At 60.3% G+C, this 18,812-nt stretch carries 15 protein-coding genes and 1 riboswitch; of the genes, 8 read left to right on the top strand and 7 right to left on the bottom strand.

Annotated features, from left to right (window positions below; all coding sequences use genetic code 11):
• Positions 1 to 198: 198 nt before the first annotated feature.
• Positions 199 to 945 carry an RsiV family protein gene (locus ACIQV9_RS22820; RefSeq protein WP_403106233.1) on the top strand — a complete coding sequence of 249 codons (747 nt, stop codon included), beginning with the start codon at positions 199 to 201 and terminating at the stop codon, positions 943 to 945.
• Here ACIQV9_RS22820 and cytX read toward each other — a convergent pair.
• Together cytX and thiC are read right to left on the bottom strand one after the other, a co-directional pair.
• Entirely contained in the window at positions 914 to 2,206 is a 1,293-nt protein-coding gene (gene cytX, locus ACIQV9_RS22825) for a putative hydroxymethylpyrimidine transporter CytX (protein ID WP_403106236.1), read from the bottom strand. The genes ACIQV9_RS22820 and cytX overlap by 32 nt on opposite strands.
• Positions 2,207 to 2,353: 147 nt before the next feature.
• On the bottom strand, positions 2,354 to 4,243 hold the full coding sequence (gene thiC, locus ACIQV9_RS22830; protein WP_054053301.1) for a phosphomethylpyrimidine synthase ThiC: 1,890 nt from the start codon (positions 4,241 to 4,243) through the stop codon (positions 2,354 to 2,356).
• A 168-nt stretch (positions 4,244 to 4,411) separates the two neighbouring features.
• A riboswitch (TPP riboswitch) is annotated at positions 4,412 to 4,517 on the bottom strand.
• A gap of 192 nt (positions 4,518 to 4,709) precedes the next feature.
• Here thiC and ACIQV9_RS22835 point away from each other — a divergent pair.
• Entirely contained in the window at positions 4,710 to 6,149 is a 1,440-nt protein-coding gene (locus tag ACIQV9_RS22835; protein ID WP_403106240.1) for a TolC family outer membrane protein, read from the top strand.
• Between the two features lie 64 nt (positions 6,150 to 6,213).
• Here ACIQV9_RS22835 and waaA read toward each other — a convergent pair whose 3' ends face one another.
• Positions 6,214 to 7,494 carry a lipid IV(A) 3-deoxy-D-manno-octulosonic acid transferase gene (waaA, locus tag ACIQV9_RS22840; protein WP_403106243.1) on the bottom strand — a complete coding sequence of 427 codons (1,281 nt, stop codon included), beginning with the start codon at positions 7,492 to 7,494 and terminating at the stop codon, positions 6,214 to 6,216.
• Complete coding sequence (locus tag ACIQV9_RS22845; RefSeq protein WP_403106246.1) at positions 7,487 to 8,407, bottom strand: LysR family transcriptional regulator; 921 nt, start codon at positions 8,405 to 8,407, stop codon at positions 7,487 to 7,489. The genes waaA and ACIQV9_RS22845 overlap by 8 nt, the downstream gene beginning before the upstream one ends.
• A 103-nt stretch (positions 8,408 to 8,510) precedes the next feature.
• On the opposite strand from ACIQV9_RS22845, the gene ACIQV9_RS22850 reads away from it, so the two are divergent.
• The 4 genes from ACIQV9_RS22850 (at position 8,511) to ACIQV9_RS22865 (ending at position 12,030) form a co-directional block, all read left to right on the top strand.
• Complete coding sequence (locus ACIQV9_RS22850; RefSeq protein WP_092274228.1) at positions 8,511 to 8,843, top strand: multidrug efflux SMR transporter; 333 nt, start codon at positions 8,511 to 8,513, stop codon at positions 8,841 to 8,843.
• A 201-nt stretch (positions 8,844 to 9,044) separates the two neighbouring features.
• Positions 9,045 to 10,220, top strand: a complete 1,176-nt coding sequence (locus tag ACIQV9_RS22855) for an NAD(P)/FAD-dependent oxidoreductase (RefSeq protein ID WP_403106250.1) — start codon at positions 9,045 to 9,047, stop codon at positions 10,218 to 10,220.
• The gene (locus ACIQV9_RS22860; protein ID WP_403106253.1) at positions 10,217 to 11,029 is read left to right on the top strand and encodes an aldo/keto reductase; all 813 of its coding nucleotides are present in this window, start codon (positions 10,217 to 10,219) and stop codon (positions 11,027 to 11,029) included. The genes ACIQV9_RS22855 and ACIQV9_RS22860 overlap by 4 nt, the downstream gene beginning before the upstream one ends.
• Positions 11,030 to 11,061: 32 nt before the next feature.
• The gene (locus ACIQV9_RS22865; protein WP_403106256.1) at positions 11,062 to 12,030 is read left to right on the top strand and encodes a metal ABC transporter ATPase; all 969 of its coding nucleotides are present in this window, start codon (positions 11,062 to 11,064) and stop codon (positions 12,028 to 12,030) included.
• A 112-nt stretch (positions 12,031 to 12,142) separates the two neighbouring features.
• Here the strand turns inward: ACIQV9_RS22865 and hldE are convergent, their stop codons facing one another.
• The 3 genes from hldE to ACIQV9_RS22880 form a co-directional block, all read right to left on the bottom strand.
• Positions 12,143 to 13,567, bottom strand: coding sequence for a bifunctional D-glycero-beta-D-manno-heptose-7-phosphate kinase/D-glycero-beta-D-manno-heptose 1-phosphate adenylyltransferase HldE (hldE, locus tag ACIQV9_RS22870; protein WP_403106259.1), 1,425 nt, complete (start codon positions 13,565 to 13,567; stop codon positions 12,143 to 12,145).
• 173 nt (positions 13,568 to 13,740) lie between these two features.
• Complete coding sequence (msbA, locus tag ACIQV9_RS22875; protein WP_403106262.1) at positions 13,741 to 15,543, bottom strand: lipid A export permease/ATP-binding protein MsbA; 1,803 nt, start codon at positions 15,541 to 15,543, stop codon at positions 13,741 to 13,743.
• Positions 15,544 to 15,644: 101 nt separating this feature from the next.
• Positions 15,645 to 15,824, bottom strand: a complete 180-nt coding sequence (locus tag ACIQV9_RS22880) for a hypothetical protein (protein WP_403106264.1) — start codon at positions 15,822 to 15,824, stop codon at positions 15,645 to 15,647.
• On the opposite strand from ACIQV9_RS22880, the gene ACIQV9_RS22885 reads away from it, so the two are divergent.
• Positions 15,819 to 17,561 (top strand): O-antigen ligase family protein, encoded by a 1,743-nt coding sequence (locus tag ACIQV9_RS22885; RefSeq protein WP_403106267.1) that lies wholly within the window; start codon positions 15,819 to 15,821, stop codon positions 17,559 to 17,561. The two genes, ACIQV9_RS22880 and ACIQV9_RS22885, sit on opposite strands and share 6 nt — an antisense overlap.
• The gene (locus tag ACIQV9_RS22890; protein WP_403106270.1) at positions 17,561 to 18,778 is read left to right on the top strand and encodes an acyltransferase family protein; all 1,218 of its coding nucleotides are present in this window, start codon (positions 17,561 to 17,563) and stop codon (positions 18,776 to 18,778) included. The genes ACIQV9_RS22885 and ACIQV9_RS22890 overlap by 1 nt, the downstream gene beginning before the upstream one ends.
• Positions 18,779 to 18,812: the final 34 nt, after the last annotated feature.

Here is an 18,812-nt window from a genome sequence, read left to right on the forward strand (position 1 = left end):
AGGCTCCTTTTTGTTACTTGCAACCTCGACTTCGCGCCATCCTAACGCGCCCGCGCCGTTTGATGCAGCCCCTTTCCCGTCAGCGAGATAGACGGTGAGGGCGAAACCAACTCTAATTAGCTTAGTGGCGAACTGACTGCTTCGTTGAGAGTCGAAGCGGATAACTTTTTGCCTTTCCCTGTTTTATGAAGGACGCCCATGTCGCTTTTTAAAATCGCCTCCGTGGCCGCAATCGCCCTGACCCTGGGCGCCTGCCAGAGCTTGTTCCAACCCAACTATCGGGCACCGCTGGAAACCACCCGCGACGCTACCGAAACGCTGAAACCGGGTTGCACGACACCTGACTGCCCGCTGGTGAACATCGATACGCTGCGCTTCCCGGACGAACCCCAGCTGGACGGCATTATCGAAAAACGCCTGCTGCAAATGACCCGCACTTCGCCCGATGCCCCTGCGGCACCGACGCTGACGGCCTATCGCGATGAATTCTTGCGCACCGCCGGCCCGCGCTACAGCAGCTACCTGCAAGCCAAAGTACGTGAGCAGCATGACGGCTTGGTGATCGTCGAGTTTTCCAGCTACCTGGACACCGGCGGCGCGCATGGCACACCGGGCCGCAGTTTCATCAACTATTCGCGCCAGCAGCATAAAGTGCTGACCCTGTCGGACATGTTGGTGCCGGGGCAGGAAGAGGCGTTCTGGAAAGCCGCGCAAGTGGCGCACAACAGCTGGCTGATCAGCACCAAGCTCGATCAGGAACCGGATTTCCTGAAGGAATGGCATTTCCAGAAAACCCAGAACGTGGCGCTGACCTACGGCGGGGTGATCCTCAAGTACGAAACCAGCACCATCGCACCTTACGCGCTGGGTCACGTTGAACTGAAGATCCCCTACCCACGCCTGAACGGCATTCTCAAGCCCGAGCTGTTTCCCGGCCGTAACTGAAGGCCCGACCGAGCACCAGTTGCAGCAGCCCTGCCAGAATCAACGACGGCAGGGTTGCGCCGATGTCCGGATACAGATTCGCCAGCAAATGATAAGTGCTCACCCCGCCCAACCAGGCGAGCAACGCCGGCCAGCGCAACGCGGCTGATGCGACTTGAGCACTGCGTTTGCGCAGGATGAAGTGATCCACCAGCACCACGCCGAACAGCGGCGCAAACACCGAACCGATCAGCAGCAGGAAGTTCTGGTACTGGACCAAGGGTGCCAGGCAGGCGATCAGGATGCAGATCACACCGATGGCCAGCGCCAGATGCTCGACTTTCAAACGCAACAGAATCCCGCTGGACACCGCCGCTGAGTGAATGTCAGCGAAAGCTTTTTCGGACTCATCCAGCAGAATCAGCAATAGCGGAATCCCCAAGCCGGCACCCGCCAATGCCAACAGCAAGGCATTCACTTCGCCGCTCGGCGCGAAGGCCAGGGTGTAAGCCACGCCGAGGCTCATCAGCCAGAAGTTGCCGATAAAGAAGCCAATCGCTGTACCGCCGAACACGTTTTTCGCACGCTTGCCGAAGCGTGAGTAGTCGGCAATCAGCGGCAGCCACGACAGCGGCATCGCAATGGCAATGTCGAAGCCCACAGCGAACGGCATCGAACCGTCACCAGCCTGTGCCCACAACGCAGCCAGATCGGCTTTGGCGAACAGGTTCCAGGTCAGCCAGATGCACGCAGCCAGCAGCAACCAGATGCCCCATTTGCGCAGAATCTGCCGCACGAACGTCAACGGACCGCTGACGGCCAGCAAGGTCGCCAGACCACCAAAAAACACGGTCCAGAGCAGCGGATTCGACAGCAGGCTGCCTTCGCTGAACGCCCGCGCGCCAAGCAGGCTGGCAGCGTCGCGCATCACGATGATTTCGAACGAGCCCCAACCGATCAGTTGCAGCAGGTTCAGCACGGCCGGCAGGCTCGCACCCCGCTTGCCGAGGCTGAGCTTGAGCGCGGCCATCGACGACAGGCCGGTGTCACTGCCGATCACGCCGACGGCGGCCAGCAGCAGAACGCCGACCAGCGTGCCGAGGAAGATCGCCAGCAACGAGCCGGACAGGCCCAGGCCTGGCGCGAGCAGGGCGCCGGTCTGCAACACCATCAGTCCGATGCCAAGGGAGAACCACAGGGAAAACAGATCGCGGCCGCCGAAGACACGTTTGTCTGTGGGCACCGCGATGTCTGGAGAATAAGTGCTGGGTTGAATGCTCAAGGGTGTTATCTCAGAGGGACATTTGTTGTTCTTTGTGATCGTTCCCACGCTCTGCGTGGGAATGCCTCAAGGGACGCTCCGCGTCCAGTGACGCGGAGCGTCACGGGCTGCATTCCCACGCGGAACGTGGGAACGATCAGTACGGGATCAAACCTTCTTGTACAGCTGACTGCCTTCCTGCTTGAACCGCTCAGCCTGGTCCGCCAATCCCTGGGCGACTTCGGCATCGACGGTTTCGATCCGCTGATTGGCCGCATATTCGCGGACTTCCTGGGTGATCTTCATCGAGCAGAATTTCGGCCCGCACATGGAGCAGAAATGCGCGACCTTGGCCGAATCCTTCGGCAGGGTTTCATCGTGATACGAACGAGCGGTGTCCGGGTCCAGACCGAGGTTGAACTGGTCTTCCCAACGGAATTCGAAACGTGCCTTGCTCAAGGCATTGTCGCGGATCTGCGCGCCCGGGTGCCCTTTTGCCAGATCGGCGGCATGCGCGGCGATCTTGTAGGTGATGATCCCGGTCTTCACGTCATCCTTGTTCGGCAGGCCCAAGTGTTCCTTCGGCGTCACGTAGCAAAGCATCGCGCAACCGAACCAGCCGATCATCGCCGCACCGATACCCGAAGTGATGTGGTCGTAGCCCGGCGCAATGTCGGTGGTCAGCGGGCCGAGGGTGTAGAACGGCGCCTCGTCGCAGCACTCGAGCTGCTTGTCCATGTTCTCTTTGATCAACTGCATCGGCACGTGGCCCGGGCCTTCGATCATGCACTGCACGTCGTGCTTCCAGGCGATCTTGGTCAGCTCGCCGAGGGTTTCCAGCTCACCGAATTGTGCGGCGTCGTTGGCGTCGGCAATCGAGCCCGGACGCAGGCCATCGCCCAGCGAGAAGCTGACGTCGTAGGCCTTCATGATTTCGCAAATGTCTTCGAAATGGGTGTAGAGGAAGTTCTCTTTGTGGTGCGCCAGGCACCACTTGGCCATGATCGAACCACCACGGGACACAATGCCGGTCACGCGCTTGGCGGTCAGCGGCACGTAGCGCAGCAACACACCGGCGTGGATGGTGAAGTAATCGACGCCCTGCTCCGCCTGTTCGATCAGCGTGTCGCGGAACAGCTCCCAGGTCAGGTCTTCGGCGGCGCCGCCGACTTTCTCCAGGGCCTGATAAATCGGCACGGTACCGATCGGCACCGGCGAGTTGCGGATGATCCACTCACGGGTTTCATGGATGTGCTTGCCGGTGGACAGGTCCATGACCGTGTCCGAACCCCAGCGAATGCCCCAGGTCAGTTTCGCCACTTCTTCTTCGATGGACGAACCCAAGGCGCTGTTGCCGATGTTGCCGTTGATCTTCACCAGGAAGTTACGGCCGATGATCATCGGTTCCAGTTCGGTGTGGTTGATGTTGGCCGGAATGATCGCGCGACCACGGGCGATCTCGTCACGGACAAATTCGGGGGTGATGATTTTCGGCACGCTGGCGCCGAAGCTGTGACCGGCGTGTTGCTGGTCCAGCAGCCCGGCGGCGCGAGCCACTTCGAGCTTCATGTTTTCGCGGATGGCGACGTATTCCATCTCGGCGGTGATGATGCCTTTGCGGGCGTAGTGCATCTGGCTGACGTTGGCCCCGGCCTTGGCGCGGCGCGGGTTGTTCACGTGAGCGAAACGCAGCTTGGTCAGCTCCGCATCGGCGAGGCGTTCCTGGCCGAAGTTGGAACTCAGACCCGGCAGACGCTCGGTGTCGCCACGGGACTCGATCCACGGCGAACGTACATCGGCCAGGCCTTTGCGCACGTCGATGATGACGTTGGGGTCGGTATACGGGCCCGAGGTGTCGTACACAACCACAGGCGCGTTGATCTCGCCGCCAAAGTCGGTCGGGGTCACGTCGAGGCTGATTTCGCGCATCGGCACGAGGATGTCCGGGCGAGAACCCTGGACATAGATTTTTTGCGAGCGGGTAAACGGCTGAACCGATTGTTGATCGACTTGGGCCGAGTCACTCAGGTTCGTAGTGTTTTTTAGTTTTATCGTCATCACGGGCTCTCCAGACAGCATCCAGGCAGTGGAATTTTGTCGGAGCGAACCTGTAACGAATGGACGCGACCAATCAGCCATAACGAAGCCGTTGGTGCTGTGCTCAGTGCTCGAGGGGTGTTCGATTGTCGAACAACATCCCGGACGAAGCACAAGAGGACTCGCCGGGTGACGAGAAATCTTGTTCCCTACGCAGGCGCTAACCTGATCAGGTTCAACGGGATCCGAAATTATTCGATCTCAGCCTCATAGCAAGGCACCCCGACAAGAACCCGGCCAGTCTAGACACAACTGGCAAAGAACGCCAACACCGCGGCAAACACCATGATGAATGGCGCAATTACAGGATTGTTGCCGTGCGCGGGCACAACTACACTCGCTACGCCGTGCCGCGCCTTGACGCTGTATGGGCCGCGCCGTAGCCTTGGCGCTCAAATTATCAGCGTAATTTTTTAGGGATGGCCTCATGCTGCGCAAACTCTCACTGGCCGTTGCCGTGTCTTGTGCGTCCAACGGAATGGCCTGGGCAGCAGAAGCGCCCTTATCGACCAAGACGGATCTGGTCAGCGTCTATCAGGAAGCGGTGGACAACAACGCCGACCTCGCTGCAGCCATCGCTCAATATGGCGCCCAGAAAGAAGTCGTGCCCCAGGCCCGCGCCGGGCTGCTGCCCAATCTCTCGGGCGGCGCTGAACTGGCCGCTGTGCGCACCGCGATCGACCAGCCGTCGGCGACTGCCAACCGTAACGCTCATTCATATCAAGCGACCCTGGCTCAACCGCTGTTCCGTGCTGATCGCTGGTTCCAGTTCCAGGCCGCCAAAGACGTTAACGAACAGGCTGCGTTGCAGCTCTCGGCAACCCAGCAAAACCTGATCCTGCAAACTGCCGTCAGCTACTTCAATGTGTTGCGAACCCAGGACAACCTGGCGTCAACCAAGGCCGAAGAAGCCGCGTTCAAACGCCAGCTCGATCAGTCCAACGAACGCTTCGACGTCGGTCTCTCGGACAAAACTGATGTGCTGCAATCGCAAGCCAGCTACGACACTGCACGCGCCAACCGAATCGTCGCGCAGCGCCAGGTAGATGATGCGTTCGAAGCCCTGATCACCCTGACCAACCGTCAGTACAACTCGATCTGGGGCATTTCCCATACCTTGCCGATCCTGCCGCCAGCACCGAACGACGCCAAGTCCTGGGTCGATACGGCAGCCAAACAGAACCTCAATCTGCTCGCGAGCAACTACGCCGTCAGCGCCGCCGAAGAAACCCTCAAGCAGCGCAAGGCCGGCCACGCGCCCACCGTGGACGCCGTGGCGAAATACGAAAAAGGTGACAACGACGCTCTGGGCTTCAGCAACCCGAACGCCTTCGGCCAGCCTTACAGTGGCAACGTCGAGCAAACGACAGTAGGCCTGCAACTGAATATCCCGATCTACAGCGGCGGCCTGATCAACTCCCAGGTGCGCCAGTCGTATGCACAACTGGACCAGTCCGAGCAGCAACGTGAATCCCTGCGCCGGCAAATCGTAGAAAGCACCCGCAACCTGCACCGGGCTGTGAACACCGATGTCGAGCAGGTGCAGGCGCGCAAGCAGTCGATCATCTCCAACCAGAGCGCGGTGGAAGCAACCGAAATCGGCTACCAGGTCGGCACGCGAAATATCGTTGACGTACTGGATGCCCAGCGTCAGCTGTACACCTCGGTGCGCGACTACAACAACACTCGATACGACTACATCCTCGACAACCTGCGCTTGAAGCAGGCCGCCGGCACGTTGAACCCGGGGGATTTGCAGGACCTGGCGCGTTATCTCAAGGCCGACTACAACCCGGACAAGGACTTCCTGCCGCCGGACCTGGCCAAGGCTGCGGCGGCGCAGTTGAAGGCAAATCCGACGCAGTAACGGTAAACCTGTGGCGATGCGGCGTTCCGACAAGCCCCCTCGCCACAATGGATCAGTGGCAGCTTCAGGACTGTTTGATCAACCGCCCCACCCCCTCCAGCAGCCTCTGCAACGCGCCCTGATTGGTGCGCATCACTTTCAATCCCGCTTCCGCCATCCGCTGCGCATCGCGCGGCAATTCGAACAGCCGCTGCACCGCCAGCGCCAGGCCTTCCGCGTCCTCCACTTCCTGCAACGCTCCGGCGCTGCGCAACTGCGCGGCGATTTCGAGGAAGTTGAACAGGTGCGGGCCGCTCAGCACCGGTTTGGCCAGCGCCGCCGGTTCCAGCAGGTTATGCCCGCCATTCGGCACCAGACTGCCGCCGACAAAGGCGCTGTCCGCCAGGGCGTAAAGAAACAGCAGCTCGCCCATGGTGTCGCCCAGCAACACCGAAGTGTTCGCCGTTACCGCCTCGCCGGAGGAACGACGCACCGTGGCGAAACCCTGCTGCTGGCACAACTCGAACACCGAATTGAAACGCTCCGGATGACGCGGCACTAGAATGAGCAACGCATCGGGATGATTGGCCAGCAACTGACGATGGGCCGCCAGCACCACTTCGTCTTCGCCTTCGTGAGTGCTCGCGGCGATCCACACCGGACGTTCCTGCGCCTGCCATTGCGCGCGCAACTCGGCAGCACGCTGGAGCAATGCAGGATCGATGGTCAGGTCAAACTTGATAGAGCCGGTCACTTCGACGGTGTCCGCACGCGCACCCAAGTCACGGAAACGCTGAGCCTCAGCTTCGGTCTGCACCGCGAACAGGCTCATCTCGGCGAGCATCGGCTGGGTGAGTTTTCGGAAGCGGCCATAGCCCCTGGCCGAACGCTCGGACAATCGCGCATTGGCCAACGCCACCGGAATCCCGCGTTTGGCGCACTGATGGATATGGTTCGGCCAGAGCTCGGTTTCCATGATTACCGCCAGTTTCGGCTGGACCCGATCGAGAAACCGTGCCGCCGCGCACGGCAAGTCGTAAGGCAAATAGCAATGCTGGATGCGCGGCTCGTTGGCAAACAGGGCATGGATGCGCTCCGAACCGGTCGGGGTCATGCAGGTCACGGTAATCGGCAGCTGTGGATAACGTAGCAGCAAGGCGCGAATCATCGGCGCCGCGGCAATGCTCTCGCCCACGGACACCGCGTGCACCCAAATGCCGCCCGGTTTCATCACCGGCAAGCCAAGGGAAAAACGTTCGCCAATGCGCTTGGCATACGCCGGCGCCTTGCGCGAACGCAGCCACAGCCGAATCGCTACCAATGGCAGCCCCAGGTAAAACAGCGCGGTGTAGAGAGTTCTATTCATGGCGGCGGAGTTTATCGGTTTTTTCACCGATCGCCTGCAAGTGCACGGCAAAACGTTCCGCCAGCCAGCGAGCCGCCGGGCCGAGGGGCTCGTCGCGACGCCAGACCAGTTCCACGACCAGCGCCGGCGGGGTCCATTCGCTGTCCAGTTCGACCATCAGATCCTGGTACGCCGGGTACTGCACCACGTGACGCGGCAACCAGGCCCAACCGAGGCCGCGTACCAGCCATTCGGCCATCACGTAGAAACTGTCGGCCCGCCAGACTTGCGGGCTGGCCGGCTCGCTGCCGGGATAAACGCTGGACTGCGTGGACATCAGCAACTGGCGGTGCTGCGCCAGTTGCTGGCAATCGACCCGGGCCTGTTGCGCCAGTGGGTGGCCGACGCCGCACACCGTAACCATTTCGACGCTGCCCAACACCCGCCGCTCGAGCGCCTCGGGGATCTGGTCGTGATAAAACAGCAAGCCCAGATCGGCCCGACGCTCCACCAGTTTGCGCGCCACATCGCCCTGGGCAGCGCTGGTCAACTGCACTTCAAGGCTGGGAAATTGCTGAGCCAGGGCTTCGAAGCTTTCGATGATCGGCTGATAGGGCATCGCTTCATCCTGGGCCACACGCAAACGAGCCTCCTGGCCGCGCATCATGGCCAGCGCCCGACCGTTAAGGCGTTCGCATTGGCGCAGCACTTCCCGCGCCTCATCCAGCAATGCGTTACCGGCCTCGGTGAGTTTCGGCTGACGGCCGCTGCTACGGTCGAACAGGCTGACGCCCAGGTCCTCCTCCAGCAGCGCAATCGAACTGCTGACCGCCGACTGCGCCTTGCGCTGATCCCGCGCTACGGCAGAAAACGAACGCTGCTCCGCTACGCTGACAAACAGCCGCAGCTGCTCCAGATTCCATTGCATGTTCATGGCTCAACCCATCTTCAGAACAGATAGGTAATGACTTTACCGCATCTGGAGAATCTCTAAAATGCCGACCTCAGAAAGCAACACTTCACACGAGGATGCACCTATGACCGCTTACTACTACCTGGCCATTGCCATCTGCGCCGAAGTGATCGCCACCGTTTCGATGAAAGCGGTCAAAGGCTTCAGCACCCCGCTGCCGCTGACTCTGGTGATTGTCGGTTACGGCATCGCTTTCTGGATGCTGACGCTGGTGGTGCGCAGCGTTCCGGTGGGCGTGGCTTACGCGGTGTGGGCCGGCATGGGGATCGTGATGGTCAGCGTCGCGGCGCTGTTTATCTACGGACAGAAACTGGATGTGCCGGCAATGCTGGGGATGGCGTTGATTGTGCTGGGCGTTGTCGTCATTCAGCTCTTCTCCAAAACCGCCGGGCATTAACTGGCACCACCAATCCCCTGTGGGAGTGAGCCTGCTCGCGATGGCGGTGTACCAGTCGACTGAAAGGTTGCCTGACACACCGCCATCGCGAGCAGGCTCGCTCCCACAGGGGTTGTAGTTGGTCATCTTTTGATCGCCAGCAAAACCTCCAATCTTCGAGTCTGTATACTGCGCCCTCGTCTTGAACACTGAGGTCGCTGCATGCCATCCGTTATTTCCACCGACGTTCTGATTGTCGGCGCTGGTGTCGCCGGCCTCTGGCTGAATGCGCGCCTGCGCCGCCAGGGGTTTTCGACCGTGCTGGTGGAAAGCGCCAGCCTCGGTGGCGGGCAAAGCGTGAAATCCCAAGGCATCATCCATGGCGGCGCCAAGTACGCATTGCATGGCGCCTTGACCGGAGCCTCGGAAGCCATCGCCGACATGCCGCGTCGCTGGCGTGAAGCCCTGGCCGGCGACGGTGAGCTGGATTTGTCCGGCGTGCGCCTGCTGTCCGAAGCCCATTACCTCTGGTCCCCTGGCACCCTCGCCGGCAACCTCACCAGCTTCTTCGCCAGCAAAGCCGTGCGCGGTCGTGTCGATCAGGTCAAGGGCGACCAACTGCCGCCGGCTCTGCAAGACAAGCGCTTCAAGGGCAAGGTTTACCGGTTGGCAGAATTGGTGATCGACGTGCCGAGCCTGATTCAGCGCCTGGCCGATCTGGCCGGTGATGGCCTGCTCGCCGGTCAGAAGATCGAACCGTTGCTGGAAGCTGGCGTTCTGGTGGGCCTGAAGGTCGACGAGCGTGAAATCCGCGCCCAGCGCATCGTGCTCAGCGCCGGTGCCGGCACCGCGGCGTTGCTCGAAGCCCTGGGGCTGAGCCAGCCCGCCATGCAGCGCCGGCCGTTGCACATGATCATCGCCAAAGGCCCAAGCCTCAAACCGCTGTACGCCCATTGCCTGGGCGGCGGCACCAAACCGCGCCTGACCGTGACCACCCATCCTGCCGCCGATGGCCAGTGGGTCTGGTACATGGGCGGCGACATTGCTGAAGCCGAAGGGGTTGCCCGCGAGCCCGCCGAGCAAATCGCCACCGCGCAGAAAGAACTCGGCCAGTTGCTGCCATGGATCGACCTGAGCACCGCGCAATGGGCTACCTTGCGTGTAGATCGCGCCGAACCGCTGCAATCGGGACTGACCCGTCCGGACAATGCATTCCTGGCCGAAGAAGGCCGGTTGCTGGTCGGTTGGCCGACCAAACTGGCGCTGGCACCGGACTTCGCCGACCGGGTCATCACGTCTTTGCAGCGTGACGGCATCCAGCCGAGCCATCCGGCGCCGCTGCCCGACCTGCCAAAACCACCGATTTGCGTTCCAGCCTGGGAGCAACTGCTGCCATGAGCCAACCGACCCTGCACGACTTGCATCGCCCCTTGGGCAGCACCGGCCTGCTGGTTTCACCGCTGGGCCTGGGCACGGTCAAGCTTGGCCGCGATCAGGGCGTGAAATACCCCAGCGGTTTCCAGATTCCTGGCGATGACGAAGCGCGCATGCTGCTCAAACTCGCCCGCGACATGGGCATCAACCTGATCGACACCGCCCCTGCTTATGGCCGTAGCGAAGAACGGCTGGGGCCTTTGCTGCGTGGTCAGCGTGGGGACTGGGTGATCGTCAGCAAGGTCGGCGAAGAGTTTGCCGACGGCCAGTCGAGCCACGATTTCAGCGCCGCCCACACTCGACGTTCAGTGGAGCGCAGCCTGCAACGCCTGGAAACGGATGTTATCGACTTGGTGCTGGTGCACTCCGACGGCAACGACCTGGCGATTCTCAATGACAGCGAGGTCTACGCGACCCTCGCCGCGCTCAAGGCCGAAGGCAAGATTCGCGGCTTCGGTTTTTCCGGCAAAACCGTCGAAGGGGGTTTGAAGGCTCTGGAACAAGGTGATTGCGCCATGGTCACCTACAATCTGAACGAACAGAACGAGAAGCCAGTCATTGACTATGCTGCTGCTCACGGCAAAGCCATTCTGGTCAAAAAAGCCCTCGCCAGCGGTCACGTCTGCCTGAGTCCGGGCGTGGACCCGGTGCGCGCCAGCTTTGAGTTGTTGTTTGAACATCCGGGTGTTGCCAGTGCTATTGTCGGGACCATCAATCCGCTGCACCTCGCCCACAACGTCGCGACCGTTGCCCAGGTCCTACGTAGAAACTGATGCCGCCCACGCGGCCTTAAGCAGGAGCCGACATGCCGCGTACGCTCATAAGAAAGAACCCGAGCAACTTCAAGACCCTGCCGTTGTACGTCGAAGCGACTCCCGAAGGCTTGAGCTATCAGAGCGTCGGAATGCCGCTCAATTTTTCCCAGACCCTGCAACGTCGCCGCCCGGTGACGGTGCCCGACACTGAGCGCTTCGCTCTGGAACTGGCCAACCTGGGGGTCTCGGTGCGCCTGACCCTGCATTGGCAGAATCGCGATTACTGGGTCTTGGTGCGTCAGCGCCGGCAGGACCGTGGCGATGTGGTGCTCAAGTTGATCTCCGGTTACGTGCCGGCCCACGAGCTGAACCTGCCGCTGCATACGGCGATCCAGGAGATCGCCGAAGAGTGCCTGCTGGAAACCCCCGAGGGCTGGCTCGGTGGGCGTTTCAATGACACCTGGCTGCCGGCGCCCTACTCGTCCGCGCTGCATTATCGCGAGGCGTTACCCTTTCGCCTGACGCCGTTGTCCGGCTCGGCGCGGCCCGTGCGTTGCGCCAAGATGCAGTTGATCGAACGTCCGCGGGCTTACGTGCATTTGCCGACGGCTTCGCTGCAATTGATCTATGACTTGCGCCTGGACGTGCCCAAGGAAGCCAAGTCCCTGAGCCTGTTTCATGTCGACGAGCGGCTGGAAGGCGATCAACTGGTGGCCCGGCTCGATCGCAAGCGTCCCGATTTGTATTTGATGCCATTGCAGGATGGCCAGCCGATGGCCGAACTGTATACCTTGAAAAAGGATCAACTGTACCCGGCGAGTACGCGCGGGTTGTACCTGGCAGAGAGTTTTGCCCAGCAGGAAGGCTGGCTGGTGAGGGATGAGCGGATTCGCTGGAAGGATTGGGTGCGGCAACAGGGGCTGAGCTTGCCGGGGAAGGATTCGGGTTTAGCGCGGTTGCGTGGGAAGGCGAAGCAATTGCTGAAGAGAATCGTACCGCGTAAAAAAGTTAGCTCCTGATTGATCGTTCCCACGCTCTGCGTGGGAATGCAGCCCGGGACGCTCTGCGTCCCAAAGCGGACGCAGAGCGTCCATTGAGGCATTACCACGCAGAGCGTGGGAACGATCAGCCTCACTCGGACTTGCGGATCTTCTCGACAATAGCGGTAGTCGAGCTGTTTTCCACCAGCCCCAACACTTTCACAGTGCCGCCGTAAGCAGTCACGATGTCCGCGCCGACCACCTGGTCGATCCCGTAGTCCCCGCCCTTGACCAGCACATCCGGCTTGACCTCACGCAGCAGGTTTTCCGGAGTGCCTTCAGCGAAACTGATCACCCAATCCACGGCGCCCAGACCGGCCAGTACGGCCATGCGACGGTCGACGCTGTTGATCGGACGCCCCGGCCCTTTCAGGCGGCTGACCGAGGCATCGTCGTTGACCGCGACAATCAGACGATCGCCTTGGGCGCGCGCCTGCTCGAGGTAGGTCACATGGCCGGCGTGCAAAATGTCGAAGCAGCCGTTGGTGAAGACGATCTTCTCTTTATGCGCACGCGCATCATCGACCGCCAGCAACAGCTGCTCAAGGCCGAGTACACCGCGCTCCGAACCTTCTTCACGCTGGATGGCGCGACGCAGTTCCGGTGCGCTGATGGCCGCCGTACCCAGTTTGCCGACCACGATGCCCGCCGCCAGGTTGGCCAAGGCCACCGCATGGGGCAGTTCTTCGCCTGCGGCAATTGCAGCCGCCAGCGTGGAAATCACCGTGTCGCCGGCACCGGTCACGTCGAACACTTCACGGGCCCGGGCCGGCAGGTGCAGCGCCGGATGATCCGGGCGCAACAAGGTCATGCCGTGCTCGCCACGGGTCACCAGCAACGCGCCGAGGTCCAGGTCGTGCATCAACTGCGCGCCCTTGCTCACCAACTCATGCTCATCGGCGCAACCGCCGACGATGGTTTCGAATTCGCTGAGGTTCGGCGTGATCAGGCTCGCACCCCGATAGATCGAGAAATCCTTGCCCTTAGGGTCGGCCAGCACCGGAATGCCACGGGCACGGGCGGCCTGGATCAGCACCTGATGGTTTTTCAGTGCGCCTTTGCCGTAGTCGGACAACACCAGCACCTTGATGCCTTCGAGCAACTCGTCGACTTGCTCGCCCAACGCCAGGGCGTCGGTGGCGAAGGGCTCTTCGAAGTCGATACGCAGCAATTGCTGGTGACGGCTCATGACCCGCAGCTTGACGATGGTCGGCTGGTGCGCGATGCGCTGGAACAACGCCCGCACGCCAGCGCCCTTGAGGCTATTGGCCAGGCTGTCGGCAGCTTCATCGTCGCCAGTCACGCCGACCAGCGAGGCTGGTGCGCCGAGGGCGGCAATGTTCAACGCAACGTTGGCGGCACCGCCCGGGCGGTCCTCGATTTGCTCGACCTTGACTACCGGTACCGGCGCCTCAGGGGAAATCCGTGAGGTACCACCATGCCAGTAACGGTCGAGCATGACATCGCCGACCACCAAGACAGGGGCTTGATCGAATCGCGGCATGGACAACTTCATGGAGCAACCCACATACAAAATGAACAGGGGCGCGATATTACCACAGGGTTGGCGCTGGCTTGTGCGACGGCTGCAACGGGATGATTCGGCGATGAAAACTGATCATTTATTGAGCAGAAATACTGGTAACTGAAACAAATCACCGGGCGCATTGCACGCCCGGTGAACAAGGGTCAGGCGATGTCTTCCGCCGGGGCGTCGAGGCCCATGGCGTTCAGTCGGGCGTAGTAGCCGTTGTGCGCCAGGAGTTCGGCATGGGTGCCGCGCTCGACGATCCGGCCTTGGTCCATGACCAGAATCAGGTCCGCTTTCTCGATGGTCGACAACCGGTGAGCGATCACCAGCGTGGTCCGGCCTTTCATGACCTGGTCCAGTGCCGCCTGAATATGCCGCTCGGACTCGGTATCGAGGGCCGAAGTGGCTTCGTCGAGAATCAGCAACGGAGCGTTCTTCAACAGGGCCCGGGCAATCGCCAGGCGCTGGCGCTGACCGCCGGACAGCAACACGCCGTTCTCGCCGACCTGGGTGTCCAGGCCTTCGGGCAACTGCGCGATAAAGTCCATCGCATAGGCGTCTCTTGCCGCTTTTTCGATGTCTTCACGGGGCGCGCCAGCCAGATCGCCATAGGCAATGTTATTGGCCACGGTGTCGCTGAACAAAGTCACGTGCTGGGTCACCTGGGCGATATGCTTGCGCAGGTTCAGCAATTTGTACTGCTCCACTTCAACGCCATCGATCAGGATCTCGCCCTTGTCGTGGTGATAGAAGCGTGGAATCAGGTTGGCCAGCGTCGACTTGCCGCTGCCCGAACGCCCGACCAGCGCGACCATTTGCCCCGGTTCGACCGAGAAACTGATGTCATCGAGTACCTGGCGATCAGTGTCCGGGTAGGTGAAGCTCAGGTGGCGCACGTCCAGACGACCGCTGACGGCATCACGCTCGACTGTGCCGGTATCGACTTCCGGCGCTACGTCCAGTTGCTCGAAGATACTCTCGGCACCGGCCACACCTTTCTGGATGGTCGAGCTGACTTCGGACAATTGACGGATCGGCTTGGGCAGCAGGCCGGCCAAGGTGATGTAGGCGACCATGTCACCGGCCGACGCATCGCCGCGCAGGTACAGCACCAGGAACATCAGCACCGCCATGGCGCTGTAGATCACCAGTTGCAGCAACGGCGTATAGATGGCGCCGGTACGGGTCATGCGCAGCTGTCTGTCGGTGTTGCCCTGACTGGCCTCGTAAAAGCGCTTTTCTTCGTAGACTTCGCCACCGAAGCTGCGCACCACGCGATAGCCCTGGATGGTTTCCGAAGCCACGTGTGTCACGTCGCCCATGGCCAGCTGGATTTTCTTGCTCTGCTTGCGGAATTTCTTGCTGGCGGTGCGCACCATCACGGCGATCAATGGCAGGATCGCAACCATCACAAGGGTCAGTTTCCAGTTCATGAACAGCAGCGAGGCGAACAGGAAGATCACCGTCATGCCTTCACGGATTACGACCTTGATCGCATCTGTGGCCGCCCCGGTGACCATCGTCACGTTGAAGGTGATACGCGAAATCAGATGACCAGAGTTATGCTTGTCGAAATACCGATTGGGCAAAACCAGCAGGTTATTAAACAACTGCACACGCAAATCATGGACCAGCCCGAGGGAAACCTTGGCCAGAAAGTAGTTGCCCAGATAAGATCCCAACCCCTGCCATGCGGCGATCAGGATGATCAGCAACGGCACCGCCTGCAGCAGTTGCAGGTCACGCAGGTAAGGCACGGTTGGGAAAAGCACTGCCTCGGGGTTGGACAGGCCGTCGACGAAGTACTTGAGGATGTAGCCGAGCATTGGCTGCGTCGAAGCGAAAATCAGAAAACCGACGATGCTGATCAGAAACAGACTGATATACGGCCGGACATAGCCGAGCAGGCGGAAGTAGATTTTCAAGCTCGAAGGGCTTGCGGAGAGACTGGAGTCGGTCATATCACGCGAATGTCGATAAAAAGGACGCTGACTTTAGCACAGCTTCCTCAGGGTTCTGGCAATCGCATAAAGGCTGTTATTGTTACGCGTCAGATCAAGCATCAAATAGCCATCACCCAAAAATGGCCATCAACTTCAGGATTGAATCTCTCAGCATGCAACTCAGCGGTTTCAATAGCGTGTCCAATCGAGTCTTCGATTTCATTTGCCTCTGGATTCTTCCAGTCGGCTATCTCCTGCTCCTTTGCGCGCTGTTTTTCCTGCCGGGTCGAAGTTTGCACCATAAGCTTTTTTATGGACTGTTCAGCATTCCATCGCTGATCGTCCTTTGCCTGCGCCCTCGCGAACTCAAGGAGTTGCTCCGAGAGCCGATCTTCATTGCGGTGCTATTGTTTGCCGCCTGGGCGCTGATCAGTTTGTGCTGGGGGCCTGGCAGTGAACGCATTGCGGCCCAGTTCAAACCACCGCTCCATACCCTGTTGCTGTTCGGCGGCTGCTACTTGCTGGTGCGTTATCGCAGCGAAGTCGTCAAGCCTTTGCTGTTCACCGCTGCGATGGTCGGGCTGATCGGTACGGTCTATAACCTGTTGATGTTCGCCCGCATTTACGAGCCAGGCTTGCGCCTGATTGGCGGAGGTGCGTTCGACAATCCGCTGCTTGCCTCCCACATGTACGGCTTTTTCTGTGCTTACTGGCTGAGTCTGAGCATGATCTGCAAGCGTCGGCAAATGCTCTGGCTGAGCATCCCTGCGATGGCAATAATGTTCGCCGCAGTGATCGCCACCGGCTCCAGAACCCCTCTGGTTGCACTGACACTCGCCGCGCTATGGCTGAGCTTCATCTGTTGGAACCGCCGCTCCGTTGTATTGCTCGGCGCCCTGGTCGTCAGCGCTGCAGCCGTGACTGTATTGTTTTCACAGATGATCATCGAACGCGGCGACTCCTATCGCCTGGAACTCTGGCAATTGACCCTCGAAAAAATTGCCGATCACCCATGGATCGGCCATGGCTACAACGCTGATCTGACCCTCGACCCCGGTGTCGGCTATTCCTTGCAGGAGCCCCACAGCTTTGCTCTGGGCGTACTCTATTACGTCGGTATTGTCGGTTTGTTGCCGTGGCTGTTTTTCCAGGTCCGGGGCTTGTTGAGCAGCTGGCGCAATCGCCTGCAACCGCTGTTCATCATTGCCTCCACCTGGTTGATTTTCGGTATCGGCGCGGGTCTGACCGAAGGCGGCGGCATTATCTCCAGGCCCAAAGAGCATTGGTTCCTGCTGTGGATTCCGCTGGCGCTGATCGCTGCGCTGAGCATCAACCAACGTGCCAGACGCCTGCTGGCCATACCTGTCAGGACGCTGGCGCCGGCCGCTCAACAACAGTTGACCGCCGACGCGCAGGTCATTGAAGAAGATGGCCTAGGCCCCAAAGTGCTGCGTCTGGTCGATGGCAGCTTCCTCAAGCTGTTCCGCCGCCGCCGCTGGTACACCTCGGGCAGCTTCAACCCTTATTCCGAACGTTTTGCCGTCAACAGCGAGCAATTGCGCAACCTGGGGATTCCCACGCCGCAAATCCTTGATCTCTACCGGCTCGCAGACGGCAGCAGCGCCGTGCATTATTTGCCACTGCCGGGCAACACGCTGCGTCAGGTCCTGCAAGGCATTACCGCGCCAGCGGTGCGTCAGGCGCTGGTGGAGCGTTTCGGCAAATTCATGGCTCAACTGCATGAGCAAGGCGTCTATTTCCGCTCGCTGCATCTGGGTAACGTGCTGGTGCTGGAAGATGGTGAGTTCGGCCTGATCGATGTCGCCGACATGCGCATCTATCCTTCGTCGCTGAGCCTGTCCCTGCGTCAGCGTAATCTGCGCCATATGCAGCGCTACACGGTGGATAAGCGCTGGTTGTTCGAAGACCATTTCGAAGCGTTGCTCCAGGGGTACGCCATGACGGCGTCTAAATCCGCTGTTGATAACCTGCACAGGCAAGTGCTGGCAGGGAGCTCCCCGGCCCGGACTCATTGATGACTGAGACCAACCCACTCATTGCGCTGGCAGCCTATCTGCTGGCCATCGTGACCGCCGCCCTGTTGTTGCGCGCCGTTCCGAAAATCACCCGTCACCTGGAGCATTCAGGTGAAAGCCGCTCTGCCAGCATTGATGGACTGCGCGGCTATCTGGCGTTTGGTGTGTTCGTGCACCATTCGGTCATCACCTGGATCTTCCTGCGCACCGGCGTTATCGAGTTTCCGCCGAGCAACTTCTACTCGCAGCTTGGCCAGGGTAGCGTCGCGCTGTTTTTCATGATCACCGGTTTTCTGTTCTGGAATCGATTGCTCACTCAGGAACGTCAACACGACTGGCTGGCCTTCGCTGTCTCTCGGGTGTTTCGCCTCTACCCGTTGTACCTGCCGTTGATGCTGATTGTATTTGTCACGGTGTTCTATTTGCAGAACTGGGAACTCAAGGACTCCGGCATCCGGCTGGTCGGGCAGATTCTGGCATGGCTGACGTTCGACCGACCGGACGTCAACCAGTACCACCAAACCGGCATGCTGATCTCCAACGTCACCTGGACCCTGGGCTACGAGGTGTTTTTCTATCTGTCGTTGCCATTGGCCGGCATGGTCTTCATTTATCGCGGCAGCTGGCTGCAAGTGGTGCTGTGCCTGATCGGGATTTACGCCCTCTACCAACTGGTCGGTTGGGAGCACTCACTGAAGAAGCACTTTCTGGCGAGTTTCCTGGGCGGCATTGGTGCGGCGTACTGGATACGCCGGCCACACTTGATGGCTTGGGGTCAGACGCGACTGGCGGGGATTATCGCGCTGATGGCGCTGGCGATTGCATTTACGGCATTCAACCGCGCGTTCAACCTGCTGCCACTGCTACTGCTTTCCTTGTTTTTTGTGATCGTGGCCTCTGGAAATACCCTGTTCGGCGCTCTCAAGCCGCGCAGCATCCGCTGGCTTGGGGAAATCAGCTACAGCACCTATTTGCTGCACGGGTTCGTGCTTTGGGTGATGGTGCAACGTCTTCCTCTGGTTCTGCACCTGGACGCTCGTGACACCTGGACCTTTCTGTCGCTGCTGGCCGTGTGCAGTTGCCTGCTGATCGTCATCAGCAGCTTGACGTTCTTGTACATAGAGAAGCCAGGCATGGCGGCCGGCAAGAAGGCCTTGCAGTGGCTGCGCCAAGGCAAAAAAGCCGACAAGGGCCTGACGGAAAAGATCGCTCGCTGAAGCGTGCCAGCTTTCTGAAGCTGATCACGCCCTA

The organism is Pseudomonas sp. NPDC099000 (assembly GCF_044759925.1).
GTDB lineage: Bacteria > Pseudomonadota > Gammaproteobacteria > Pseudomonadales > Pseudomonadaceae > Aquipseudomonas.